The 24,548-nt window shown below is 68.7% G+C and carries 19 protein-coding genes, 1 tRNA gene, 1 other RNA gene and 2 pseudogenes; 17 read left to right on the forward strand and 6 right to left on the reverse strand.

Features of this window, described 5'->3' with window-relative positions; genetic code table 11:
• Nucleotides 1–119: 119 nt before the first annotated feature.
• Nucleotides 120–926: a LytR C-terminal domain-containing protein gene (locus K9D12_RS04995; RefSeq protein WP_223059635.1), complete on the reverse strand. Its 807-nt coding sequence runs from the start codon at nt 924–926 to the stop codon at nt 120–122.
• Between the two features lie 146 nt (nt 927–1,072).
• On the opposite strand from K9D12_RS04995, the gene K9D12_RS05000 reads away from it, so the two are divergent.
• Nucleotides 1,073–1,162 (forward strand) — tRNA-Ser (locus K9D12_RS05000).
• 106 nt (nt 1,163–1,268) lie between these two features.
• A complete protein-coding gene (locus K9D12_RS05005) occupies nt 1,269–2,606 on the forward strand; it encodes an MFS transporter (protein WP_223059636.1) in 1,338 nt (445 codons plus the stop codon).
• Nucleotides 2,607–2,673: 67 nt separating this feature from the next.
• Here the strand turns inward: K9D12_RS05005 and ffs are convergent.
• Nucleotides 2,674–2,772: signal recognition particle sRNA small type (ffs, locus tag K9D12_RS05010), an RNA gene on the reverse strand.
• Nucleotides 2,773–2,905: 133 nt separating this feature from the next.
• Here ffs and K9D12_RS05015 point away from each other — a divergent pair.
• From K9D12_RS05015 to K9D12_RS05055, 10 genes and pseudogenes are all read left to right on the forward strand, one after another.
• Entirely contained in the window at nt 2,906–5,830 is a 2,925-nt protein-coding gene (locus tag K9D12_RS05015) for a DNA polymerase III subunit gamma and tau (RefSeq protein WP_223059637.1), read from the forward strand.
• A 200-nt stretch (nt 5,831–6,030) separates the two neighbouring features.
• Nucleotides 6,031–6,510, forward strand: coding sequence for a hypothetical protein (locus tag K9D12_RS05020; RefSeq protein WP_223059638.1), 480 nt, complete (start codon nt 6,031–6,033; stop codon nt 6,508–6,510).
• 11 nt (nt 6,511–6,521) lie between these two features.
• On the forward strand, nt 6,522–7,118 hold the full coding sequence (gene recR, locus K9D12_RS05025; RefSeq protein WP_047312527.1) for a recombination mediator RecR: 597 nt from the start codon (nt 6,522–6,524) through the stop codon (nt 7,116–7,118).
• Nucleotides 7,119–7,275: 157 nt separating this feature from the next.
• A complete protein-coding gene (locus K9D12_RS05030) occupies nt 7,276–8,016 on the forward strand; it encodes an MBL fold metallo-hydrolase (RefSeq protein ID WP_223059639.1) in 741 nt (246 codons plus the stop codon).
• 74 nt (nt 8,017–8,090) lie between these two features.
• Nucleotides 8,091–9,356 carry an aspartate kinase gene (locus tag K9D12_RS05035; protein ID WP_047312525.1) on the forward strand — a complete coding sequence of 422 codons (1,266 nt, stop codon included), beginning with the start codon at nt 8,091–8,093 and terminating at the stop codon, nt 9,354–9,356.
• 53 nt (nt 9,357–9,409) lie between these two features.
• Complete coding sequence (locus K9D12_RS05040) at nt 9,410–10,453, forward strand: aspartate-semialdehyde dehydrogenase (protein WP_223059640.1); 1,044 nt, start codon at nt 9,410–9,412, stop codon at nt 10,451–10,453.
• Between the two features lie 31 nt (nt 10,454–10,484).
• Nucleotides 10,485–11,600, forward strand: a complete 1,116-nt coding sequence (locus K9D12_RS05045) for an aspartate-semialdehyde dehydrogenase (RefSeq protein WP_223059641.1) — start codon at nt 10,485–10,487, stop codon at nt 11,598–11,600.
• Between the two features lie 478 nt (nt 11,601–12,078).
• A pseudogene (locus tag K9D12_RS14815) lies at nt 12,079–12,852 on the forward strand (transporter substrate-binding domain-containing protein); the annotation flags it as partial.
• A gap of 66 nt (nt 12,853–12,918) precedes the next feature.
• Nucleotides 12,919–13,542 (forward strand): amino acid ABC transporter permease, encoded by a 624-nt coding sequence (locus tag K9D12_RS14820; RefSeq protein WP_047312645.1) that lies wholly within the window; start codon nt 12,919–12,921, stop codon nt 13,540–13,542.
• Nucleotides 13,539–14,351 (forward strand): amino acid ABC transporter ATP-binding protein, encoded by an 813-nt coding sequence (locus tag K9D12_RS05055; protein ID WP_223059642.1) that lies wholly within the window; start codon nt 13,539–13,541, stop codon nt 14,349–14,351. Before K9D12_RS14820 ends, K9D12_RS05055 begins: the two co-directional genes overlap by 4 nt.
• A 73-nt stretch (nt 14,352–14,424) precedes the next feature.
• Here the strand turns inward: K9D12_RS05055 and K9D12_RS05060 are convergent, their stop codons facing one another.
• Both K9D12_RS05060 and K9D12_RS05065 read right to left on the reverse strand, forming a co-directional pair.
• Entirely contained in the window at nt 14,425–15,063 is a 639-nt protein-coding gene (locus K9D12_RS05060; protein WP_223059643.1) for a DsbA family protein, read from the reverse strand.
• Between the two features lie 124 nt (nt 15,064–15,187).
• Nucleotides 15,188–16,369 (reverse strand): acyl-CoA dehydrogenase family protein, encoded by a 1,182-nt coding sequence (locus K9D12_RS05065; protein ID WP_047312518.1) that lies wholly within the window; start codon nt 16,367–16,369, stop codon nt 15,188–15,190.
• 103 nt (nt 16,370–16,472) lie between these two features.
• On the opposite strand from K9D12_RS05065, the gene K9D12_RS05070 reads away from it, so the two are divergent.
• The 5 genes from K9D12_RS05070 (at nt 16,473) to K9D12_RS05090 (ending at nt 22,192) form a co-directional block, all read left to right on the forward strand.
• Entirely contained in the window at nt 16,473–17,249 is a 777-nt protein-coding gene (locus K9D12_RS05070; RefSeq protein WP_047312517.1) for a PaaX family transcriptional regulator C-terminal domain-containing protein, read from the forward strand.
• Between the two features lie 18 nt (nt 17,250–17,267).
• Entirely contained in the window at nt 17,268–18,896 is a 1,629-nt protein-coding gene (locus tag K9D12_RS05075; protein WP_223059644.1) for an acyl-CoA dehydrogenase family protein, read from the forward strand.
• 16 nt (nt 18,897–18,912) lie between these two features.
• Nucleotides 18,913–19,722 (forward strand): nitrilase-related carbon-nitrogen hydrolase, encoded by an 810-nt coding sequence (locus tag K9D12_RS05080; protein ID WP_223059645.1) that lies wholly within the window; start codon nt 18,913–18,915, stop codon nt 19,720–19,722.
• 127 nt (nt 19,723–19,849) lie between these two features.
• Nucleotides 19,850–21,538 carry an NAD(P)/FAD-dependent oxidoreductase gene (locus K9D12_RS05085; protein ID WP_223059646.1) on the forward strand — a complete coding sequence of 563 codons (1,689 nt, stop codon included), beginning with the start codon at nt 19,850–19,852 and terminating at the stop codon, nt 21,536–21,538.
• A gap of 81 nt (nt 21,539–21,619) precedes the next feature.
• Complete coding sequence (locus K9D12_RS05090) at nt 21,620–22,192, forward strand: helix-turn-helix domain-containing protein (RefSeq protein ID WP_223059647.1); 573 nt, start codon at nt 21,620–21,622, stop codon at nt 22,190–22,192.
• Nucleotides 22,193–22,294: 102 nt separating this feature from the next.
• Here K9D12_RS05090 and K9D12_RS05095 read toward each other — a convergent pair whose 3' ends face one another.
• The gene (locus K9D12_RS05095; RefSeq protein WP_052947111.1) at nt 22,295–22,744 is read right to left on the reverse strand and encodes a hypothetical protein; all 450 of its coding nucleotides are present in this window, start codon (nt 22,742–22,744) and stop codon (nt 22,295–22,297) included.
• Nucleotides 22,745–22,815: 71 nt separating this feature from the next.
• Nucleotides 22,816–24,311, reverse strand: a pseudogene (locus tag K9D12_RS05100) (sodium:solute symporter).
• Between the last annotated feature and the right edge of the window lie 237 nt (nt 24,312–24,548).

The raw sequence follows: 24,548 nt of genomic DNA on the forward strand, positions 1-24,548 counted from the left end.
GGGGGGGGGGGGGGGGGGCGCCCCCCCCCACCCGCCCCCCCCCCCCCGCGGCCCCCCCCGGGGGGGGGCGCCCCCCGCTTCGTTCGTTGAACCGCCGAGGTGAGGCGTGAACGGCGACGTCAGCAGCTCGGTGTCGGTGAGGAGCCCGGGGCCTTCGTCGCCTGCGAGAGCGGGGCCACCTTGCCGCCCTTGAGCCACTTCGACCCGAGGTAGAGGCGCACGTCGCGACCCGTCATGCTGACGTTCGCCTTCTCGTCCTGCAGAAGTCGCGAGCCGGGGATGCTCATCTGGACGCGCTGGGCGTCGGGCAGGCCCTCCTCGTCGTAGACGATGACGGCCGTGTCGTCTGGGTAGTAGGCGCGATCGTTGGCCTTGGCCTCGCTGTGGAAGCCCTGCTTGGCCAGCTGGTTGCTCACCGTCGCAGCGAGTCCGCTCTGGAAGGTCGTGTTGAACACGGCCACCTTGACGTCCTTGATGGGGCGCGGCGGCTGCGGCGTCAGCGTGAAGTCGTTGCCGATGACGACGTCAACCGTCGGGTCGGCCCGTTCGTCCTGGTACAGGTTGGCGTGCGGGATCTGAGTGGCCAGGTTGAGGGCGATCGTGCGCCCGGACTTGCCGTACCGGATCTCCGCGTACTTCGGTGTCGGCCGGTCGTCGGCGAGCGGGTCGTTCGCCACCTCGAGCAGATTGAGTCCTCGCCATCCGAGGCGCCTGGCGACTGTGGCCGCCTCACCCTTGGAGTCGCTCGCGTTGTAGACGTTGGCGTACATCGTCGGCCAGGCGACGGTGCGAGACGGCTTCGGATTGCCGGCCGGGCAGGTGGGCGCAGCCTTCTTCTTCGGCTCTTCCTTGCTGCTGCAGGCCCCCAACGTCACCGTGAGCGCCATGGCGAGGCAGGCGGCGCCCGCAGTGCGGTAACGAGGCATCGGCAGGCTCCTGTTCGACCTTGGAGGGGCGGGTGTCATCGCACGCGCGATGCGTCGTCAGTCTACCGGCCCCAGGAGCGCTTCCCCGGGTGCGCCACGGCGGCACGATTGGGAGTTGAACGCAGGTTTGCAGTAAGGTCTCCGGCGGAGGATTCGCATAGTGGCCTAGTGCGCACGATTGGAAATCGTGTTGGGGATGAAACCCCTCATGGGTTCAAATCCCATATCCTCCGCCACACAGCGATGGGCCCCGAGACTTCAGAGTCTCGGGGCCTTCGCGTGTCTTGGGGCGACGTGGGAGCCGGGTGTCGCCAGAGGTCGCGGGGCTGGCACCATTGGTCGGTGCCCTCCGCTTCGATGTTCCGCGACTTGCCACGCCCCGCGAAGTGGATGCTCACCAGTCTCGTGTTCGACTTCGTCGGCACCGGCCTCATCATGCCGTTCGCCGTCGTCTACCTCCACGAGGTGCGCGACTTCTCACTCCAGACGGCCGGTGTTCTCCTCGCGCTACCCGCCATCGTCGGGTTGCTCGCTGTCGGACCGGGCGGTGTGCTCATCGACCGCTTCGGTGCGCGCCGCGTCGTCATCGCCGCGGTGTCGCTCGAGATCGTGGCGCAGGTGCTCATGGCCAACGCGCTCACCGTGCCCGTGGCCGCGACGTCGCTCGTCTGCTCCGGTTTGGCTACAGGCGTCATCTTCCCGGCGGTGCAGGCGATGGTCGCCACCGTCATGCCCACCCACCAACATCAGCACTACTTCGGGCTCAGCTTCACGCTGCTCAACCTCGGCCTCGGCATCGGCGGGATGCTGGGCGGCGCCGTCGTCGACGTGGAGCGCCCCGGGACGTTCGAGCGCATCTACTACATCGACGCGGTCACGTTCCTCATTCCGCTGATGCTCTACCTCGGCCCGCTGCGGCGCTACGGCGGCCCGGTGGCGCACGGCGCTTCGTCGGGCGACGACGGCGCGATGCCGGTCAGCGGCGGGTACCGACTCGTGCTGCGCGACCCGGCGATGCGGCTGCTCGTCGTGCTCGGGTTCGTCACGGCGTTCATCGGTTACGCCCAGTTCGGCGTCGGGTTCCAGGCGTTCTCGCGGACGGTCGCGCACATCTCCACCCAGGTGCTCGGGTGGGCGTACGCCGCCAACACGGCCGTCATCGTCGTGGCGCAGCTGTTCGTGCTGAAGTTCGTCGCCGGACGCCGACGCACCCGCGCGCTGCTCGTCATGTGTGTGCTGTGGGCGATCTCGTGGAGCGTGCTCGGCGTTGCCGGCCTGGCGGGGGAGTCGAACGTCGTGCTCGCCTCGGTGCTCGTGTGCGCGTCGGCCGCGATCTTCGGCGTCGGTGAGACCTTCCTGCAGCCGACGCTTCCCGCGATGGTCAACGACCTCGCCCCCGACCACCTGCGCGGCCGCTACAACTCGGCCTCTGCCGGTGCCTTCCACATCGCGGAGATCGTCGGTCCGCCGTTCGCCGGCCTGCTCATCGGGCACGCACTCGCCGGGTGGTACGCCGTCGCGCTCGTCGCGGGATGCGCCGTGGCTGCGTGGGTGACGATCGTCGTCGAGCGACAGCTGTCGCCGAAGGTCAACGGCGTCGGCGTGAGCGCGCCGGAAGAGATCGACGTCGAGGGCGAGATGGGGCTCGAGGTGCAGCGCGCGAAGCTCTCGACGGAGTGACGCTCGGCGTTGCCGTAGTGCGATGGCCCGGGCGGCGGTGTGCGCTCGCGCGCGGAATCTGCCGGGGCATGTAAGCGCCCCCCACGTACCTGGAAGAGCTCTCCTACCCTTGCTGCATTCCTGCCCTGGGGGAGTTCGGAGAGGTACCACCACGTGGGGGGCTTGCTCGTACTCTACCGGGCACCCGGCGGCGTCCGCGAATCGCATTCCCCGCCCCGATGATGAGCGGTCGCCGCGGCCCCTGTGCCCGCATGTCCAGGAAACATCGGGTTGTCGGTGGCCACTACTAGGCTGACGCCATGACAACGGCCCTCTACCGCCGCTACCGCCCCGAGACGTTCGCCGACGTCATCGGCCAGGAGCACGTCACCGAACCGCTGATGCAGGCACTGCGCACCGGGCGGGTCAATCACGCCTACCTGTTCTCCGGCCCGCGCGGGTGCGGAAAGACGACGTCCGCGCGCATCCTCGCGCGCTGCCTCAACTGCGAGCAGGGCCCCACGCCCACGCCGTGCGGGGTGTGCGATTCGTGTAAGGCGCTGGCGCGCGGAGGTGCGGGTTCGGTCGACGTCATCGAGATCGACGCCGCGTCGCACGGTGGTGTCGACGACGCCCGTGACCTGCGTGAGCGCGCGTCGTTCGGTCCGGCGAGCAGCCGTTTCAAGATCTACATCATCGACGAGGCGCACATGGTGACGCCGCAGGGCTTCAACGCCCTGCTCAAGATCGTCGAGGAGCCGCCGGAGCACGTGAAGTTCGTCTTCGCGACCACGGAGCCGGAGAAGGTCATCGGCACCATCCGTTCGCGCACGCACCACTACCCGTTCCGGCTCGTGCCGCCGAAGAAGCTCGCCGATTACATGGAGCAGCTTCTCGACGCCGAGGGCGTGGCTACGGAGCCGGGCGTGCTGTCGTTCGTCACGCGCGCGGGCGGCGGTTCGGTGCGTGACTCGCTGTCGGTGCTCGACCAGCTCATCGCGGGCTCCGGGCCCGAGGGCCTCACGTACTCGGGTGCTGCGGGCCTGCTGGGTTTCACCGACGACGAGCTGCTCGACGGCATCATCGAAGCCTTCGCGGCGGGCGATTCCGCGGCCGTGTTCCGTCAGATCGACCGCGTCATCGAGTCGGGTGCCGACCCGCGTCGGTTCGTCGAGGATCTCCTCGAGCGCCTGCGTGACCTCATCGTCGTGCGGGCCGTGGCCGAGGGGGCGGGCGCCGTTCTGCGTGCCGTCCCGGAGGACCAACTCGAGCGGATGCGCAGCCAGGCGGCGTCCTTCGGCGACGGCGCGCTCTCGCGGGCGGCCGACGTCATCAACGCGGGGCTGAGCGAGATGACGGGTGCCACCTCGCCGCGTCTGCAGCTCGAACTCATGTGTGCGCGCGTTCTGTTGCCGGGCATCGCGGGGCTCGACGGTTACGCGGCGCGCCTCGACCGCATGGAACGACGCCTCGACATGGGCGAACTGCCGCCGCGCTCGCCGGCCGGCCCGGTGCAGCACGCGCCGGCTGTTTCGCCCGGTGGCCCGGCTCCTGTGCGTCCGCCGAGTGGTGCGGTGTCCCAGGCCCCGTCGGCTGCGCCGAGCGAAGAGCCACGCACCCGAGCCGACCAGGCCGATCGGGGCGCTGCGGCGCGTGACGAAGCCATGCGCGGTTCGGGCGACGAACGCGGGGGTGAGGCCGAGCGTCAGGGCCAGCGGGCCCAGGCCGCTGCGCGCGACGACGAGGCCGCGGGTGCTCCGTCGGGCACGAGCGGCGGTGTCGACGAGACCGAGCGCGAGCAGGTGCAGCGTCAGTTCGAGCAGTCCCAGCGGGCCGGTGGCCCGGGGTGGCAGGGCGAACAGGCGCAGCAGGCATCGCAGTCCCAGCAGTCGCAGGCGCCGCAGCAGCCGACGTCGGCATCCGGCGGCGGGCGCGGTGGCATGTCCACCGACGACATCCGTCGCGCATGGCCGGACGTACTCGATCGCATCTTCCGCATCAAGCGCGTCACGTGGACACTGCTGAGCCAGAACGCGCAGGTGCTCGAGTTCGACGGCGCTCGCCTCGTGCTCGGAGCGTCGAGCAGTGGCCTTGCGGCCACCATGTCGCGCGGGCAGCACCCCGAGGTCGTGCGTCAGGCCCTCATCGAGGCCATCGGTGTCGACGTCACGGTCGAAGCGCGCGCGATGAACGGCGGTGCGCCACAGGCGCAACCGCAGGGTGAGCAGCCCGCCGAGCCGTGGCAGTCGCCGTCACAGGGCGGGGGCTCGCAGGCACAGCGGGGGGCCGCCCAGTGGAACTCGCCGTCGGCGGGCTCCGACCAGGGCGGCCAGTGGAACTCCCCTTCGCAGGGCGAGCATTGGATTTCGCCGAGCGACGGCGCTCAGGCACGTGGGCAGCAGCCTGCTCCGGCCGAGCCGCCCTTGAGCGCCCCGGCGCAGTCGCAGGGCAAACCCGGCGGTTGGCGCGAACGGACGGGCTACCAGGGTTCGGGCACGACAGGTCACGTTCCTGTCGATCCCGCGCAGGCCGGTGACCCGCCCGCGCACGGCACACCGCGTGAGGCGGCCACGCCGTCACAGGACGCCGGTCTCGCCACGGCGGCCGCGCGCAGCAGCGCGTGGGGCTCCGACTCCGACGGCGACTGGTCGTCGCAGGCCGCGCCCGCACCGGAATGGGCAACCGGTAACGACGGGCCGGCGCAGCCGTCATCGACTGCCTCTGCCACGTCCTCACCGGCGCCCGAGGTCGACGCGGGCCCCGCTGACGCCGACGAGCCGACTCCTGACTGGATGGAGGAGGAGCCCGAAACCGACGTCGAGGCGGTCTACGACCCGCTGCCGCCCAAGTCGGAGCTCGGGGCCGGAGCCGCGCAGGAGACTGCCGGCGGCGAACCCTCCGGTGACTCGGCGTCCGACGAGGCGACCCCCGACGGTCAGGCGGCTGCCGCAGCCGACCCTCAGGCCACCGTGCACCTCGCGCCTCCCACACCCCAGCCCACGCAGGGCGCGGTCGACGACGGACGAACTCTCACGCCGCGTCAGCGCGCTGAGAAGGCAGCCCGGGAGGCAGCGCAGAAGCAGGAGGATGCGCGTCGCGTCAACGGCGGCTCGGCGTACGACGACACGTCGGCGAGCATCGACGACGAGGACATCGAGAACTCCGATGCGGTCGGCCTGCCCGTCATCAAGTCGGTGCTCGGCGGCACGGTCATCAAGGAGGAAGGCCCCGACCAGGGCTCGTGATGATGATGTCCGGGCGGCTCGGCACGCGGTTGATCGGAAGTCGGCGCAATCGTTCGCGCCGAACTGACCCTGTGAGGGGCAGAACCGATGCTCTGCTGCGCGACCGGGATGACGGCAGCGGCCCGCACGCGTGTTTTCCCAAAGCGGCTTTCACGTTCACGCTCGAGTGCGACCTCCCCGCGCCGGAGGCGTGGAGCCGTGTGGCCGACAGCGAACGTCACGGTGTGGCGGTGCCGTTCACGAACGTGAGCGGCCCGAAACCTGAGAACCTGCGCGTCGGTTCGCGGCTCGTGGCACGAACGGCGCTCGGTCCGTGCGGCTTCGACGACGTCATGATCGTGCGCGCCGCCGAACCCGGGCGCCTGCTCGTGTTCGAGAAGGTCGGCCGAGTCATCGGGGGAGTGGTCGACGTCCGCTTCACGCCGCTTCCCGCCCTCACCGATGCCCGCGACATGACCCGTCCGGTTTCCACGGGCGGTGTTCGCCCGGACGCTCCGAGCGCTGACGGCGGGAACGAGCTCACCCGCGTCGAGTGGCGGCAGACGATCGCTGTGCCGTGGCTGCGAGGTCCGCTCACCCCACTCGGCACGTTCGCGGCCACCCTGGCTTCCCCTCTCGCACGGCGGGGTTACGAGCGCGTCGTCGCGCGGGTGCTCACGGGTGTCGGTGGCGGCGCGTAACCTTTCTCCTTGTGTACGAAGGCGTTGTTCAAGACCTCATCGACGAGCTCGGTCGTCTGCCCGGCGTCGGCCCGAAGTCGGCTCAGCGCATCGCGTTCCACCTGCTCGAGGCCGACGAGGACGACGTGCGGCGCCTCGCCGAGGTGCTGCTACGCGTCAAGGAGACGGTGCACTTCTGCGAGATCTGCTTCAACGTGGCCGAGAGCAACCTGTGCCGCGTGTGCGCTGATCCGCAGCGCGACACGACGATGATCTGCGTCGTCGAGGAGAGCAAGGACGTCGTCGCCATCGAGCGCACCCGAGAGTTCCGTGGGCGCTACCACGTGCTCGGCGGCGCACTGAACCCGATCGAAGGCATCGGGCCGGGCGACCTCCACGTCACCGAACTCATGGCGCGACTCGGCGACAGCACGCTCACCGAGATCATCATCGCGACCAACCCGAACCACACCGGCGAAGCGACGGCGAGCTACCTCGCGCGCCAGATCGGGCCCATGGGCATCAAGGTGAGCAGGCTCGCGTCCGGCCTGCCGGTCGGCGGCGACCTCGAGTACGCCGACGAGGTGACGCTCGGCCGCGCTTTCGAGGGCCGACGCGTCTTCGCCTGACGTTCCCTGAACCCTTCCGTTCGCGGACTTCCGCCGGTGTTGGCATCCGCGTTCTCGGGCGACCGATCGCTTACGCCCCTTCGAGGCACCGCGAACTCGTAGGTTGAGGTCAGGCGCGTCCGATCGGAGTGACGCATCGCGCACCCCGGGGGTCGTCGTGGAACAACTTGCCGACGGTATGTGGCTGGGGCGCGGTACCGATGTCAACTGGATGCTCGTGCGCGACGGCTCCGATCTCACCCTCGTCGACGCCGGGTACCCCGCAGACATCGCGCGCCTCGAAGCGGACCTCCGCAGCATCGGCCACGACCTCGGCGACATCGGTGCCGTCCTCGTCACGCACGCGCACATCGACCACATCGGTGGGCTCCAGGGCTTGCTGAGCCGACACGACGTTCCCGTCCTCATGGCCGCGCAGGAGCTACCGCTGGCCACCGGCGAGCAGGAGAAACCCGGCTCGGGCTCGGAGCTCGTGCGGATGGCGTGGCGCCCCAACGTCGCCATGTGGCTGCGGCGTGTCATCCGAAGCGGCGCGCTGCACGACGAACCCCTGCGGGGCGCGCAGACGTGGAGTGACGGCGGCCCGCTCGACCTGCCCGGACGGCCGGTACCCGTCGCGTCACCCGGGCACACGCCTGGTCACACGGCGTACTTCTTCCCCGAGCACGGCGTCCTCGCGACGGGTGACGCCCTCGTCACGGCGCACCCGCTCACCGCGGCGCACACCCCGCACCTCCTGCCGTCGGTCTTCAACGCCTCCGACGCCGGAGCTCTGGCCGCGCTGGACGCCCTCGCAGCCGTCGACGCGGACGTCATCGTCCCGGGCCACGGCGACGTGTGGCGCGGCCCGGTCGGCCGTGCCGTCGACCTGGCGCGTTCCGTACCAACCAGCATCTGAGCGTCGAAAAAACGCGCGGGGCGCCATCACTACACTCGAAAGCGCCCGAAGCAGTCGACCCCCGGAGCAGCACTGTGAGCCTCGTCGTCCAGAAGTACGGCGGTTCGTCTTTGGCGGACGCCGAGAGCATCAAGCGCGTCGCCCGCCGCATCGTCGACACGAAGAAGGCCGGCAACGACGTCGTCGTGGTCGTCTCGGCCATGGGTGACACGACGGACGAACTGCTCGACCTCGCCGCCGAGGTCAGCCCGGCCCCGCCGAGCCGCGAGATGGACATGCTCCTCACCGCCGGCGAGCGGATGTCGATGGCGCTCGTGTCGATGGCCATTTCCAACCTCGGCCACAGCGCACGCAGCTACACCGGTAGCCAGGCCGGCGTCATCACCGACGCGCAGCACGGCAAGGCCCGCATCATCGACGTCACGCCGGGCCGCATCACCGAGGCCATCGGCGAGGGCCACATCGTCATCGTCGCGGGCTTCCAGGGCGTCAGCCAGGCCACGAACGAGATCACCACCCTCGGCCGTGGCGGCTCCGACACCACCGCCGTCGCGCTCGCCGCCGGCATCAAGGCCGACGTGTGCGAGATCTACACGGACGTCGACGGCATCTTCACCGCCGACCCGCGCATCGTGCCGACGGCCCACAAGATCGACCGCATCACCAACGAGGAGATGCAGGAACTCGCCGCGTCCGGCGCGAAGGTGCTCATGCTCCGCTGCGTCGAGTACGCCCGCCGCTTCGACCTTCCCATCCACGTGCGCAGCTCGTTCAGTCATCACGAGGGCACGTGGGTCGTGAACCAGAAAGAAGGAGACTCCGTGGAAGACCCGATCATCGCCGGTGTGGCTCACGATCGCAGCGAAGGCAAGATCACGATCGTCGGCATCCCGGACAGCCCCGGCCGCGCCGCCGCCGTGTTCAAGGCGATCGCCGGTGCCGGCATCAACGTCGACATGATCGTTCAGAACGTCTCTGCGGGCACGGAGAAGAAGACCGACATCTCCTTCACGGTGCCCAAGGAGGACGCCGGGCGCGGCGTCGAGGTGCTCAAGGCGATGCAGGACGAGCTCGGTTTCGAGCAGCTGCAGTACGACGACCAGGTCGGCAAGCTCTCGCTCGTCGGCTCCGGCATGCGCAGCAACCCGGGCGTCTCGGCCACGCTGTTCCAGTCGCTCGCCGACGCCGGCATCAACATCGAGATGATCTCCACGTCCGAGATCCGCGTCTCCGTCGTCACGAGTGACGATGAACTGGACGAGGCCGTGCGCGTCGTCCACAGCGCCTTCGGCCTCGACGCCGACGGCGAAGCGGTCGTCTACGGCGGCACCGGCCGCTGAGGCGCCCACCCCAAGACTTGTGTGAGGGCGCGTCGCGCCCGGAGGAGAACGAAATGGCGAAGGAACTCAACGTCGGCGTCGTGGGTGCCACCGGCCAGGTGGGCGGCGTCGTGCTCGAACTGCTCGAGGAACGAAACTTCCCGATCAAGAGCCTGCGCCTGTTCGCGTCGGCGCGCAGTGCGGGCAAGCACGTCACCTTCCGCGGCGAGGTCGTGACGATCGAGGACGCCGCTACGGCCGACCCGAGCGGCCTCGACATCGCTATCTTCTCCGCAGGTGGCGGTACGTCGAAGGAACTCGCGCCGAAGTTCGCGGCAGCGGGCGTCACCGTCATCGACAACAGCTCGGCGTGGCGCCCTGACCCCGACGTTCCGCTCGTCGTCTCCGAAGTCAACGGCGAGGAGATCGCGAACGCGACGAAGGGCATCATCGCCAACCCGAACTGCACGACGATGGCCGCGATGCCCGTGCTCAAGCCGCTGGCCGACGCCGCCGGCCTCAAGCGCCTCGTCGTCTCGACCTACCAGGCCGTCTCCGGCTCCGGTGTCGCGGGCGTGCGCGAGCTCGCCGAGCAGATCCGCAAGGGCGCGGAGGCCGACCTCGAGAGGCTAGCTCTCGACGGTGAGGCCGTCGACCTCGGCGCGCCGAACAAGTACGTCGCCAACATCGCCTACAACGTTCTCGCGATGGCCGGCTCGGTCGTCGACGACGGCACGAACGAGACGGACGAGGAGCAGAAGCTGCGCAACGAGTCGCGCAAGATCCTCGGGCTGCCCGACCTCGCGGTCGCCGGCACCTGCGTGCGTGTGCCCGTGTTCAGCGGCCACTCGCTGTCGGTCAACGCCGAGTTCGAGCGCGACATCACGCCCGAGCAGGCGCGCGAACTTCTCGCCGACGCCCCCGGCGTCGAGCTCACCGAGGTGCCGATGCCGCTCGTCGCCGCCGGCAAGGACGCGAGCTACGTCGGGCGCATCCGTCAGGACGGTTCGGTCGACGGCAACAAGGGCCTGGTGCTGTTCATCAGCAACGACAACCTGCGCAAGGGTGCCGCGCTCAACACGGTGCAGATCGCAGAACTCATCGCTGCCGGGGAGTAGTTTCCCAGGCTGCGCGCCTATGCTCGAAGGCGTGAACTCGACTCAGCCGCAACGTCCCACCCTGGCCGTCGTCGGCCCCACGGGGCTGGTCGGTCAGGCCGTGCTCGAGATCCTGTCGACCCGCGTCGACGCCTGGGAGGACGTGCGTCTGCTCGGCTCGGACAAGGACGCCGGGCGTCGCCTGCTCGTGGGTGCCGAGGAGGTCGAGGTCGAGGCGCTCGACAGCGAGAGCTTCTACGGCGTCGACGTCGTCATCTTCGCCACGCCGCCCGAGGTCTCGGCCAAGTGGGTGCCGTTCGCGACGGCGGCGGGCTCGCTCGTCGTCGACACGTCCGAGGCCTTCCGTGACGACCCCGAAGTGCCGCTCGTCGTGCCCGAGGTCAACGCGCGCGCCATCGACAACCGGCCGCGCGGCATCGTCGCGATGCCCTGCGGCCCGGCCATCATCATGCTGCCCGTGCTCGCCACGCTGCACGAGCACTGGAATCTCACGCACGTGACGGCGACGTCGCTGCAGGCCGTCACGGGTGCCGGCCGCGCGGGCGCCGAGCGGCTCTTCGCGGAGGTGGGCGCCCTCACCGGCAACCCGCGCGTCGGACAGATGCCCGGTGACGTGCGCCGGTACGTCGCCGACCTACCGGACGACTCGCCGTTCCCGGCGCCCATCGTGAGCAACGTCGTGCCGTGGATCGGGCGACACTCCGGCCGCGGGTGGGCCAGCGAGGAAACCGACATCAAGCACGAGCTGCGTCATGTGCTGCAGCTGCCGAACCTCAAGGTGGCGGTGACGTGCGTGCAGATCCCGATCGTCACGACCCACATGTCGACGCTGCACGTCAGTTTCGACAAGAAGGTGACGCCGAGTGACGCTCGTCGTGCCATTACCGAGGGCGCGAACGGCGCCATCGTCATGCCCGACGAGGAGGGCGTCGACTGGCCCACGCCCGTCGACGCGATCGGTACCGACCCGGTGTGGGTGGGGCGCGTGCGTCAGGTGGAGAACAACCCGCACACGCTCGACTTCATCGTCTGCGGCGACAACATCCGCAAGGGCGCTGCGCTCAACGCGCTGCAGCTGGCCGAAATGCTCATCGGCGTGGGCCCGTACGCCGTGCGTGAGGACGACGGCGCAGCGACCACCCGCTGATCGCGTCCAGCTCCACCTGGGGTGGGGCATGAGGTCAGGACACTTTCAGGCGTAGTGCCGAGTTGGCGCCCGAGCTCACGCTGACGCCAAATTTGCCACAGGAAGTACGGCGTAAGAATCAGGACATAAACCGCAGAGATGATGCCCGGGCCACTGCGCTCGCCGTAGCCCAGGATCGACATGAGGCAGCCGACGAGACACCGCGTCATAACGAGACCGAACCCTTGTCGTGAGCGGCGCCCTTCCAGGAGGGCGGCGCGCTGAATGTCGCGTTCACGAGCGTCGTCGAGCATGCGTCCGTTCCACCTGGCCTTGGCGAAGCGACGCCGTTGAGCCGTGGGCATCGCGTCGCGTTCACCGAGCAACCGCGACGCCTCGTCCGGAGCGCGCGGGTTCACTCCACGCCGTCCCATAACGTCACGTTCTCGGATCTCAAATAGGAGATATGGGCGTGCGAGCGTACTCTCGACGGGTGAGAATGGCCGATCGTGACGGCCTCGGGGCGCTGCGAGCCCGAGGCATCTTCGTCGCGCTTCTGAGTTTCGTCGCAGCGATCCTGTTCGCCGGAGCGGCTGCTCCCGCAGCCCACGCCGCGGAGAACGACCAGCTGCCGAAGACGCTGCGCGTCGGCACCGAGGGTGTCTACCCGCCGTTCAGCTTTCACAAGGGTGGCGAACTGACGGGCTACGACGTCGATTACTTCCGCGAGGTCGGTAAGCGCCTCGGCGTGAAGGTGCAGTTCGTCGAGACGCCCTGGGATTCGATGTTCGCCGGCCTCAACTCGGGCCGCATCGACATCATCGCCAACCAGGTGACGAAGAACGAAGAGCGCATCGCCCAGTACGACCTGTCGTCGCCCTACGTCACGACCACGGGTGTCGTCGTGACCAAGAAGAGCGACAACAGCGTCAAGAAGCTGGCGGACCTCAAGGGCAAGAAGTCGGCCCAGAACATCACCTCGGACTGGGCCAACACGGCGAAGGGCGCCGGCGCGAACATCGTGTCGGTCGAGGGCATGGACAAGGCCGCCGCCCTCGTCGAACAGGGGCGGGCGGACGCCTTCGTCAACGACGAACTGGCCGTGAAGTACTACCTCGCCACGCACCCGAACTCGGATCTGAAGATCGCCCTGACGACCGAGGACAAGAGCGAGTCGGTCTTCACTGCCCGCAAGGACACGAACATCACTCCGGCCGTCAGCAAGGTCATCGACCAGATGGAAGCTGACGGCACGTCGAAGAAGCTCTACGACAAGTACTTCACGACGAAGGCCACCGGTCAGTCGACGTGGGACGTCATCAAGGAGAACTTCGGCTCGATGCTCCTGGCAACGGTCAAGGTGACGATCCCGCTCACCGCCGTCGCGTTCGTCGTCGGCCTCGTGCTCGCGCTTGGCGTCGCCCTCGCACGTCTCAGTTCAAACGCTGCCATCTCCTGGCTGGCCCGCGCGTTCATCTCGATCTTCCGCGGGACGCCGCTGCTCGTGCAGTTGTTCATCATCTTCTTCGGCCTGCCGGAGCTCGGCCTCAAGCTCAACCCGTGGATCTCGGCCGGGATCGCCCTGTCTCTCAACGTGGCTGCCTACGCCGCCGAGATCATCCGCTCGGCGATCCTGTCGGTGCCCAAGGGGCAGTGGGAGGCCGCGGAGACGATCGGCATGAGCCGCTCCACGGCACTCAAGCGCATCGTCCTGCCGCAGGCGTCACGCGTTGCTGTTCCGCCGCTGTCGAACACGCTCATCTCGCTCGTCAAGGACACGTCGCTCGCCGCGACGATCGGCGTGACCGAGGTGTTCCACCAGTCGCAGATTGCGGCCGCTCCGACGGGCAAGTTCCTCGGTCTCTACATCACGGCTGCACTCATCTACTGGGTTCTCTGCTTCGTCCTCAGCATCGTTCAGACCCGACTCGAAGACCGACTCGGAAGGCACGTGGCCCGATGACCGATCACACGACCACCCAAGCGACCGGCCCCCTCGTCGAGATCACCGGTCTGCGCAAGGCCTTTGGCGGCACCACGGTGCTGCGCGACATCGACTTCACGGTGCCCAAAGGCTCGGTGACGGTGCTCCTCGGACCGTCCGGTTCGGGCAAGACGACGGTGCTGCGCTCGCTCAACGTGCTCGACCTGCCGGACGCCGGCGTCGTGCGCATCGGCGACGCGAGCGTCGACTTCTCGACGGTGACGCGCGGACGTGACGGCCGCGCCCGCGGCGAGTCGGCCAAGAGCGTCGCCGCACTGCGCCGTCAGAGCGGAATGGTCTTCCAGCAGCACAACCTCTTCCCGCACAAGAGCGCGCTCGAGAACGTCATCGAGGGCCCGGTCGTCGTGCAGGGTGAGCCGGTGCGCGAAGCCGAGGAACGCGGTCGGGAACTGCTCGCCAAGGTCGGCCTGGCCGACCAGGCGGACAAGTACCCGTACCAGCTCTCGGGCGGTCAGCAGCAGCGCGTCGGCATCGCCCGAGCGCTCGCCCTGCGACCCGAACTGCTCCTATTCGACGAGCCGACCTCGGCCCTCGACCCCGAGCTCGTCGGGGGAGTGCTCTCCGTCATGCGCGAACTCGCCGACGAAGGGCGCACGATGTTCGTCGTCACGCACGAGATCCGCTTCGCCCGCGACGTGGCCGACCAGGTGCTCTTCATGGATGGCGGCGTCGTCGTCGAGCTCGGAACGCCGGCCGAGGTCATCGACGCCCCGCGGATGGAGCGCACGCAGACGTTCCTCAAGCGCATCCTCGACCCACTCAGCTGACGCTGCGCTGGTACGCGAACGCCCCGACCCTGCTCGAACGAGCGGAGTCGGGGCGTTCGCCGGTGCCAGAGGATCAGAGGCCCTCGGTGCTGGCCGTGTCCGGGCCGCCGCCCGGACGCGTGCGCTTGAGCTCGTAGAACGACGTCACCGGGGCGAGCGTGGAAAGGCCGTCCCAGATGGCGAGGCCCTCCTCCTCGTTCGGCATCGCGTTGAGGACGGGGCCGAAGTAGCCGCGGCGCTCGCCGTCGTCGTCGGTGAAGACGATGACCGGAACGCCGGTGTCGTCGCCGACGGCGTCGAGCGCGGACTGCATCTCGCTCTCGAGGTGGGCGTCCCACGACGTGTCCTCCGCGGCCTTCGCCAGGTCGGCGGGCAGACCGGCGCCGCCGAGTACCTCGCGGATGAGCGTGTCGTCGTAGTCGCGACCGTCGACATGGAAGGCGCGACCGAAGGCCGAGTACAGGTCGATGGCCGATGCGTCCTGCTTCGCAGCGGCAGCGATGACGCGGTGGATGCGGTGGCCGTCGCGGTGGAGCTGACCGTGGGGGCTCGCGTCGGAACCGTCGTTCGCGAGTTCGTCGTTCTTGATCGCGAGGCTGAACGGGCGCCACGTGATCTCGAGGTCGCGCTGCTTCTCGACCTGGAGGAGCCAACGGCTCGTGATCCAGCAGAAGGGGCACGAAGGGTCGAAGTAGAAGTCGATGCGCTGCATGCTCGTGAGACTAGCAACGCCGGCTGAACGTGCCGACCGCTCTAAGCCTGTGAGCTTTGGCCCGATCTGTGAGCTGCGCAGCTCACACACCGGACCGCAACTCACATGTCGAGGTGAGCCACTGTCAGCGGAAGGCCGGCTCGCCCGTCAGTGCGTTGCCGATGACGAGCTGGTGCACCTCGCTCGTGCCCTCGTACGTCATGACGGACTCGAGGTTGCCGGCGTGACGGATCGGCGAGTACTCGGTGGAGATGCCGTTCGCACCGAGGATCGTGCGGCACTCGCGCGCCACGGCAATGGCCTCGCGGCAGTTGTTGAGCTTGCCGAGGCTGATCTGCTCGGGCGTGACACCGTCGCCGTCCTTGAGGCGGCCGAGGTGCAGTGCGAGAAGCATGCCCTTGCTCACCTCGAGCGTCATGTCGGCGAGCTTGCCCTGCGTCAGCTGGTAGCCGCCGAGCGGCTTGCCGAAGACCTTGCGCGACTCGGCGTAGTCGATGGCGGTCTCGAGGCTGTCGCGGGCCGCGCCGATCGATCCGAAGACGATGCCGAAACGCGCCTCCGACAGGCAGGAGAGCGGGCCCTTGAGACCGCGCACCTCGGGGAAGACCGCGTCGGCGGGCAGGCGGACGTCGACGAGCGACAGCTCGGCGGTCACCGAGGCACGCAGCGACATCTTCTTCGTCACCTCGGTGGCCGTGAAGCCGGGAGTGTTGGTGGGCACGACGAAACCGCGGATCTTGTCGTCCGTCTGCGCCCAGACGACGGCGACGTCGGCGACGCTGCCGTTCGTGATCCACATCTTCGTGCCGTTGAGCACCCAGTCGTCGCCGTCGCGCTTGGCGAAGGTGCGCATGCCGCCGGGGTCGGAACCGAAGTCCGGCTCGGTCAGGCCGAAGCACCCGATGGCCTCGCCCGCGGCCATGCGGGGCAGCCACTCGTTCTTCTGCTCCTCGCTGCCCCAACGCCAGATCGCGAACATCGCGAGGCTGCCCTGCACCGACACGAGCGAGCGGATGCCGGAGTCGGCCGCTTCGAGCTCGTGGCAGGCGATGCCGTACGTCGTCGCCGTCGAACCCGCACAGCCGTAGCCCTCGAGGTGCATGCCGAGCAGACCGAGATCGCCGAGGCCCTTCGCCAGTTCACGCGCAGGCACGGTGGCCTCGTCGTACCAGGTCGGCAGGTGCGGGCGCACCTGGTCGTCGCAGAAGCGACGCACGAGGGCCTGCACCTCACGCTCGTCCTCGGTGAGCAGACCGTCGATGCCGAGGAGGCGGTTGAGCTGGGGGTTGCGCGAGAAGTCACTCATGAATCCATCGTGCCTCACCTCACCTCGACGCCGCGGCGGACTTCTTCGCCCGATTGGTGTTACACCCTTGTCACGAGCGTTGGTGCAACGTAATACTTGGACCGTGAGTGAGACCGCGAGTGCCGAGGCCTGGGTGCGCGACCTCCGTCCTCTCAGCGCGCGCTCCGCTGCCCTCAGCCTGCTGCTCGGCGCGGAGCCGCCCGAGCTTCGCGGCGCCGACCTCGTGCGTCTCGGGGAGACCTTCGGCATCAGTGGCCCGACGATGCGCGTCGCGCTGTCGCGGCTCGTCGCCGCCGGTGAACTCACGACGGCCGACGGCGTCTACGCACTCACCGACCCGCTCGCCGCGCGCCAGAAGGCGACGCTCGCGCAACTCGCCCCGGCGACAGAACCATTCGACGGCGGATGGGTGACGGCCGTGGTCGTCGGGGCCGGCAGTCGAAGCGCGAGCGATCGGGGAGAGCTGCGTCGGGCCATGAGCGCGGCGCGCTTCGGTGAACTGCGTGAGGGCGTGTGGATGCGCCCGGACAACCTGACCGGGGCCCGCGTCGAGCGCGACGAACTCGTCCACCTCACTGCCATTCCCGATGGCGGTGAAGTGGCCGCGAAGGCCCTCGTCGCCCGCTTGTGGAACCTCGACGAGTGGGCCGCTCGCGCCGAGGCACTCGTCCGCGCCTTCGAGAACCCCGACGTCGACGAGGCCACGCGTCTCGCCGTGGCTGCGGCCACCGTCCGCCATCTGCGCAGTGACCCGATGCTGCCCGAGAGCCTGGCCCCGAAGAACTGGCCGGCGCAGCGTCTGCGTCGCACGTACGACGCCTACCGCGCCGAACTTCGCCGCACCGTCGGCCTCAGCCCCCACCCCTACGCCGCCGCCTGATCCGAACGAGGAGAGACCATGCAGACCCACGAGGTGCTCAACCAGTCCACGCCGCTCGAGGACTACAACCCGGCGGCCTACCCCGTGCTGCGCGAAGCGCTCGAACAGGCGGATGCGGGCGAGTCGCTCGCCGAACTCGACGAGGTCGGTGTGCTCGCCGGTTCGAGTGAGGCACTGCGCTGGGGCGACCTCGCCGAGCGCAACGTGCCGCGGCTGCACACGCACGACCGGTTCGGCAACCGAATCGACGAGGTCGAGTACGACGCGGCCTACCACTCGCTCATGGAGCACGCGACGCGCTTCGGCCTCCACGGGGCGCCGTGGGCCAGCGACGACCCGAACGCGCACCTCGTGCGCGCGGCGAAGTACTCGGCCTGGATCACCGCCGACGCCGGGCACGGCTGCCCGATCACGATGACGTACGCCGCCGTCCCCGCACTGCGCGCCGACGAGGAACTGGCCGCGCGCTACAGGCCGCTGCTCACGGCCCGCGGCTACGACCCGAACCTCGCCTACGCGCCGACGAAGCCCGGAATCATCGCCGGAATGTCGATGACGGAGAAGCAGGGCGGCTCCGACGTGCGCGCCAACACGACGAGCGCCACACCGCAGCCCGACGGCACCTACCGCCTCGTGGGCCACAAGTGGTTCACGTCGGCCCCGATGTCGGACATCTTCCTCACGCTCGCCCAGGCACCCGGCGGCATGACCTGCTTCGTCGTGCCGCGCGTGCTCGAGGACGGATCGCGCAACCCGATCCGCATCCAGCGCCTCAAGGACAAGCTCGGCAACCACTCCAACGCGAGCAGCGAGATCGAGTACGAGAACGCCGTCGCCTACCGCCTCGGCGACGAGGGCCGCGGCGTCCGCACCATCATCGAGATGGTCAACGTGACGCGCCTCGACTGCGTGATCGGCAGCGCGACGATCATGACGCAGGGCATCCAGCGCGCCGCCCACCACGTCACGCACCGTGCGGCGTTCGGCAAGTCGCTCATCGATCAACCGCTCATGCGCAACGTCATCGCCGATCTCGAGATCGAGGCCGAGGCCTCCCTGACGGTGGCGCTGTGGCTCGCAGGCCTCACCGACAAGGCCCACGCCGGCGACGAGCGCGCCGCCATGCTGCGCCGCATCGGTCTCGCCGTGAGCAAGTACTACGTGTGCAAGCGCGGGCCGTCGCACGCCGTCGAGGCGCTCGAGTGCTTCGGTGGCAACGGCTACGCAGAGGACTCGCGGATGCCGCGCCTGTTCCGTGAGTCGCCGCTGCTGTCGATCTGGGAGGGAAGCGGCAACGTCGCCGCGCTCGACACGTTGCGCGCCACCGCCCGTCAGCCCGAGTCGCTCGAAGTTCTCTTCGACGAACTCGACGCCGCGGCCGGAGCCGACGCCCACTTCGACGCCTACGTCACCGAGCTCAAGAACGAGTTCGCCGACACCGGCGACCTCGAGTACCGGGCACGCACCGTCGTCGAACGCCTCGCCCTCGCGCTGCAGGGCTCGCTGCTCGTGCGTTTCGGTCACCCGGCAGTGGCCGACGGCTTCACCGGCTCGCGCCTCGCCGGCGTAGCAGGCAACGCGTTCGGCACCCTCGGACGCGGCGTCGACACCGCGGCGATCATCGAGCGGGCGACGCCGAAGGTCTGACGCTTAGGCTCACACCATGCGAATTGCGGTGATGCAGGGGAACGCGACCGTCGGGGATCAGGCGGCCAATCTGCGGGCGATCGACGAGGCCGCTGCGCGGGCGGCCGGTGACGGCGCCGACGTCCTCGTCACGCCGGAACTGTTCGTCAGTGGGTACGCGCCGCTGCTGCTGCGCACCGTCGATCCCGCCGCCGAGCGCGGCATCCTCGCGGAGCTGGGACGCATCGCGAAGCATCGCAAAGTGGCACTCGTCGCGAGCTACCCGCAGGTCGAGGAACTCGGCGAGGAGAAGCGGCGTCAGTACATCGGCGCCGTGCTCTTCGACGCGAACGGTGAACTCGCGCTGACGTACCGCAAGGTGCACCTGTTCGGCGACGACGAACCGCGGGCCTTCGCCTGCTCCGAGGCCCCGCCGACGACGGTGGAGCTCGCGGGTCTGCGGGTGTCACTGCTCATCTGCTTCGACGTCGAGTTCCCCGAGGCCGTGCGCGCCGCCGCCGTGGCCGGGGCCGACGTGGTGCTCGCACCGACGGCGCTCGCGGCCGGTTTCGACGACGTACCGCAGGTTCTCCTGCGCGCCCGTGCCCTCGAGAACGGCGTCGCGCTGGCGTACGCCAACCACACGGGGGAGGAGGACGGGCTCGTGCTTGGTGGCGGCAGCGTCATCGTCGGGCCCAACGGCGGTCTGCTCGCGGCGGGCGACGACGCATCCCGCATCATCCTCGGCGACGTGACGCGCGACGACATCGACGCCGCTCGCCGTGAGGTGGACTACCTCGGCCGTCGCCGCCCGACGACGTACGCCGCCTGGGAGCGCGGTGGCTGAGCTTCTCGGACCTCACATTTGAACAGGTTGAAGACGATGGTTGCTCTCGGAGCAACGTCCGTCGCCTCATTGTGGCATCGTGGGTTCGCGCGGATCGGCAGTCGACCGCCGAAGGGGTGAAGGTGACATGACAGCAGTGACCGAGTTTCCGAGTGACGGGGCCGCGAAGCAGCCTCCGATCACGATGCTGAACCCTGATTTCCCCTTCAGCTACGACCACTTCCTCGCACACCCTGCCGGCCTCGGCAGCGTGCCCGAGGAGATGTACGGCACCGAGGTTGCCGTCGTCGGTGGCGGTGTCTCGGGCCTCGTCGCGGCCCTCGAACTCATGAAGATGGGCCTCAAGCCCGTCGTCTACGAAGCCGACCGCATCGGCGGGCGCCTGCGCTCGGAGAGCTTCGCCGCCGCGAAGGACGTCACGGTCGACCTCGGCGGCATGCGCTTCCCCGAGTCGAGCAAAGCGCTCTACCACTACATCGACATGGTCGGCCTCGAGACGGAGGCGTTCCCCAACCCGCTCTCGGAGGTCACGCCGAGCACCGTCGTCGAGCTGGGCGGCGTGAAGCACTACGCCGAGACACCCGCCGACCTGCCCGAGTTCTTCACCCACGTGGCCGACGCCTGGCGCGCCGCGGTCGAGGACGACGCGCAGTTCCTCGAGATGCAGACCGCCATCCGTGAGCGCGACGTGCCCACGATCAAGCGCATCTGGAACGAGCTCGTGCCGCGCATGGACGAGCAGACGTTCTACGGCTTCATCGCGGCGAGTGACGCGTTCAGAAAGGCGGGTTTCGCGGCGCGCGAGGCGTTCGGCCAGGTCGGGTTCGGCACTGGCGGTTGGGACACCGACTTCCCCAACTCCATCCTCGAGATCCTGCGGGTCGTCTACACCGACGCCGACGACCGTCACCGCCGCATCCTCGGTGGCGCCCAGCGTCTGCCGGAGGGGCTGTGGGCGTACGAGCCGGCCGAGATGAAGCACTGGCCGGTCGGCACGTCGCTGCGGTCGCTGCACAACGGAGCTCCCGCGGGGGAGGTGCGCCGCATCCGCCGCGCGGAGAACGGCGACCTCGAGATCTCCGAACGCTGGGGCCGCAAGGCGACGTACAAGGCGGCCATCACGAGCTGCCAGTCGTGGCTGCTGTCGACGCGCATCGACACCGAGGAGGCCCTGTTCTCCCCGGAAATGTGGATGGCGCTCGAACGCTCGCACTACATGCAGAGCTCGAAGACGTTCGTCATGGTCGACCGGCCCTTCTGGAAGGACAAGGACCCGAAGACCGGCCAGGACGTCATGTCGATGACGCTGACCGACCGCCTCAACCGCGCCACGTACCTGCTCGACGACGGCCCGGACAAGCCCGGCGTCATCCTGCTGTCGTACACGTGGAACGACGACGCGATGAAGTGGCTGTCGCTCGACGCGACGCAGCGCATGGAGCTCATGCTGCACTCGCTCGCGCAGATCTACCCCGGCGTCGACATCGCGAGTCACGTCGTCGGGCAGCCGATCACGGTGTCGTGGGAGTCGGACCCGAACTTCATGGGCGCCTTCAAGGCGAACCTGCCGGGGCACTACCGCTACCAGCAGCGCCTGTTCACGCACTTCGCGAAGGAGGACCTGCCCGAGCACCAGCGCGGCATCTTCCTCGCGGGTGACGACATCTCGTGGACGGCCGGCTGGGCCGAGGGCGCCGTGCAGACGGGCCTCAACGCTGTCTGGGGTGTCATGAAGCACCTCGGTGGCGAGTGCAGCCCAGAAAACCCCGGACCGGGTGAACTGCTCGGCGAGTACGGCCCGATCAGCCTGGACTGAAAACGAATTCGAACGATTCCCCGAGGTGGAACAGCGAGCGGGTAGGGTTTCGCGCAACTCAACTCGGGACGAGAGGCGCGCATGAAGTCGCTACCGGTTCAAGGCCTGCGCGAGAGCGTGGCCGTCGGCGCGCGCCTGCGCAACGCCCGCCTGGCCCGCCGCTACACGCTGGAGCAGACGGCTCAGCTCGCCGGCATGACGAAGGGTTTCCTCTCCCGGGTGGAGCGAGACCTGACGTCGCCGTCCGTGGCGTCGCTCGTCACCCTGTGCCAGGTGCTGCAGATCGACGTCGGCTCGCTGTTCACGGCGCCGCGCACGTCGCTGGTGCGGCTCGAGGAGGCCTCTCCCGTCGACCTGGGCGGAAACGGCATCGACGAGCGCCTCGTGACGAGCCGCGAGGAACGTGCCGTGCAGGTGCTGCGCGCGGTCATCGCGCCGGGAGGCGCGGGAGAGAACGAGCTCTACGCCATCGACTGCGACGTCGAGGTGTGGCACGTCGTCACTGGCCGGCTCGAGGTGCGTATGCACGACGAGACCTTCGAAGTGGGCGAGGGCGACACGCTCACCTTCCCCGGCCGCGAGCCGCACACGTGGCGCAACCTCCACGACGAGGAGACGCTCGTCCTCATGACGCTCGTGCCCAACAGCCGCTGATCGTCCCCACATGCGCGGCATGCCGCGCTTGTGGGGAAATCTGCGGACGAGAAGGCCCCATGGGCGCGACATGTCGCACTCATGGGGCCTTCTTGGCGTCTATTACCAGTTCTGGCGCTTGGCCTTGCGCTTGTGCGACGTCAGCAACAGGTAGGCACCGAGGGCCGGGACGCCGACGAAGATGGCCATGCCGATGAACCAGCCGATCGTGTAGGCCGCGCCGCTTCCGTAGGGCGGGTTCTGGGCCGTCGAGCCCAACGCACCCAGTGCGATGATGCCGGCGACGATGGCGAGGATGATGCCGAACGTCGTCGCGACGCCACTGCGCTTCGGCGCCATCTGGCCGTACGGCTGCTGGCCGTACTGCTGGCCGAACTGCTGCGGCTGCTGGTAGCCGCCGTACGGAGGCTGCTGCGGCGCGCCGTAGCCCTGCTGGCCGTACCCGCCAGGCTGCTGGAGGTTCTGCGCACCGTAGGCGCCGGTCTGCCCGCCGTACTGCTGAGGGTTCTGACCCTGCTGCGGGTCGCCGTAAGGGTTCGGATTCTGGGTCATGCATCAAGCAAACGGCGCCCGGCGGTGAGATGCAAGTCACCGTCGGGCGCCGCTCGACGCGTTCGCCTCGATCAGGAGGTGCGAACACCTTCCGTCTCGATGCGACCGCTGACGCGAGCGTCCCACTCCTCGCGCACCTCGGGGCGCACGGGCTTCGTCGCGAGCGAGACCGCGACGAACGTGACGAGGGAGGCGAGCAGGCCGAAGTAGATCGGCTAGTTGTCGAGGATGCCGAGCAGCGGGTCGCCCAGCTGAACAGCGAGAACGGCCATCGTGCCGCGCGTGACCACGGTGCCGACGATCATCGACGCCGCAGCGCCCTGGCCGTTGCCACGCTTGCACACGAAGCCACCGAGGATCGCGATGAGCAGACCACCTACGAGGATGTCGTACGCGATCGTCAGGGATGCGACGACGATGTCCCCGCCGGCCTTGAGGGAGCTCATCCACGCCGCAATGGCGATGATGACGATGCCCAGGCCGAGCACCCAGGTGCGGTTCTCGCGGATGTTCTTGTCGCTGTGCGGGTCCTCGGCCGACTCACCGGTGGCCTTGGCCTTGCCGGTGATCATCGGCACGACGTCGTTGCGGGCCACGGTCGCGGCGGCGATGAGCGCGCCGGACGCGGTCGACATCATGGCGGCGACGGCGACGGCGGCGGCGAGCACGAGACCGCCGATGCCGACGGGCAGGATCTTGTCGGCCACCTCGGCGTAGACGTCGTCCTTCACCTTGATCTTGTCGCCCAGCGAGGCGTGGGCCGCCATGCCGATGACGGCGCCGGCAGCACCGTAGAAGATGCAGTAGATACCGGCGGCAGCGCCGCCCCAGTGAGCAACCTCGGGGGAGCGGGCCGTGAACACGCGCTGCCAGATGTCCTGGCCGATGAGGAGGCCGAGGGTGAAGACGACGAACCAGGTGAGGATCGGCTGCGGGTCGGCGCCGAAGTTCTTGTCGCTGATGAGGTTGAACGCCTGGTCACCCATGCGCTCGCGGATGCCGTCGAAGCCGCCGGCCTTGCTCAGCGTGAACGGCAGCATGAGTGCGAAGATGCCGATCGTCTTGATGATGAACTGCACCTGGTCGGCCAGCGTGATCGACCACATGCCGCCGATGCCGGAGTAGACGAGCACGACGCCACCGCCGACGACGATGCACAGCCAGCGGTCCCAGCCCAGGAGAACGTGGAGGACGGTTGCGTAGGCGCCCGTCGACGTCACCGAGACGAAGATCGTGTAGGCCAGCATGACGATGCTGGACGCGCCGATGGCCTTGTGGCCGTAGCGCAGGCGAGCATCTCGCTGACGGAGTAGACGCGCAGCTTCTGGATCGTGCCGGCGAACAGGAGCGAGAGCAGCAGAACACCGACGCCGATGGCGACGACGAGCCACATGCCCGACAGGCCCATCTTGTAACCCAGGCCGACACCGCCGACGGTGGAGGCGCCACCGAGCACGACGGCCGCCATCGTTCCGGTGTAGAGGAAGTAACCGAGGCGACGCCCGGCGACGAGGTATTCCGAACTGTTCTTGGTGCGCGAGCGACCCCAGAACCCGAACGCCAGCATGGCGACGAGATACAGGACGACGATCGCGAGGTTGAGGTCCACGGAAAGGGCCTCCTTCGCTGGATGGGTGGCACGGCACGGTGTGTCGTCTGCGTCACATGGAGTGGGGATTCGACCAATGTAAGAGATCGACTCTTAACAAACAACGGATTCCCCTGGGTAAACACGTCCGTTAACCTGATTGTGATCGAACGCACGTGACCTGGGCGTCGCACGACAACCCGGGCCGACCCAAGG

It is taken from the genome of Dermacoccus sp. Tok2021 (genome assembly GCF_019895135.1).
GTDB lineage: Bacteria > Actinomycetota > Actinomycetes > Actinomycetales > Dermatophilaceae > Dermacoccus > Dermacoccus abyssi.

Bases quoted from the DNA above. Each gene is read 5' to 3' on its own strand.
- K9D12_RS05065 (WP_047312518.1), bottom strand. From the start codon at position 16,369: ATGAGTGACTTCTCGCGCAACCCCCAGCTCAACCGCCTCCTCGGCATC.
- K9D12_RS05060 (WP_223059643.1), bottom strand. From the start codon at position 15,063: ATGCAGCGCATCGACTTCTACTTCGACCCTTCGTGCCCCTTCTGCTGG.
- K9D12_RS04995 (WP_223059635.1), bottom strand. From the start codon at position 926: ATGCCTCGTTACCGCACTGCGGGCGCCGCCTGCCTCGCCATGGCGCTC.
- K9D12_RS05085 (WP_223059646.1), top strand. From the start codon at position 19,850: ATGACAGCAGTGACCGAGTTTCCGAGTGACGGGGCCGCGAAGCAGCCT.
- K9D12_RS05075 (WP_223059644.1), top strand. From the start codon at position 17,268: ATGCAGACCCACGAGGTGCTCAACCAGTCCACGCCGCTCGAGGACTAC.
- K9D12_RS14820 (WP_047312645.1), top strand. From the start codon at position 12,919: ATGCTCCTGGCAACGGTCAAGGTGACGATCCCGCTCACCGCCGTCGCG.
- K9D12_RS05055 (WP_223059642.1), top strand. From the start codon at position 13,539: ATGACCGATCACACGACCACCCAAGCGACCGGCCCCCTCGTCGAGATC.
- K9D12_RS05095 (WP_052947111.1), bottom strand. From the start codon at position 22,744: ATGACCCAGAATCCGAACCCTTACGGCGACCCGCAGCAGGGTCAGAAC.
- K9D12_RS05080 (WP_223059645.1), top strand. From the start codon at position 18,913: ATGCGAATTGCGGTGATGCAGGGGAACGCGACCGTCGGGGATCAGGCG.
- K9D12_RS05090 (WP_223059647.1), top strand. From the start codon at position 21,620: ATGAAGTCGCTACCGGTTCAAGGCCTGCGCGAGAGCGTGGCCGTCGGC.
- K9D12_RS05015 (WP_223059637.1), top strand. From the start codon at position 2,906: ATGACAACGGCCCTCTACCGCCGCTACCGCCCCGAGACGTTCGCCGAC.
- K9D12_RS05040 (WP_223059640.1), top strand. From the start codon at position 9,410: ATGGCGAAGGAACTCAACGTCGGCGTCGTGGGTGCCACCGGCCAGGTG.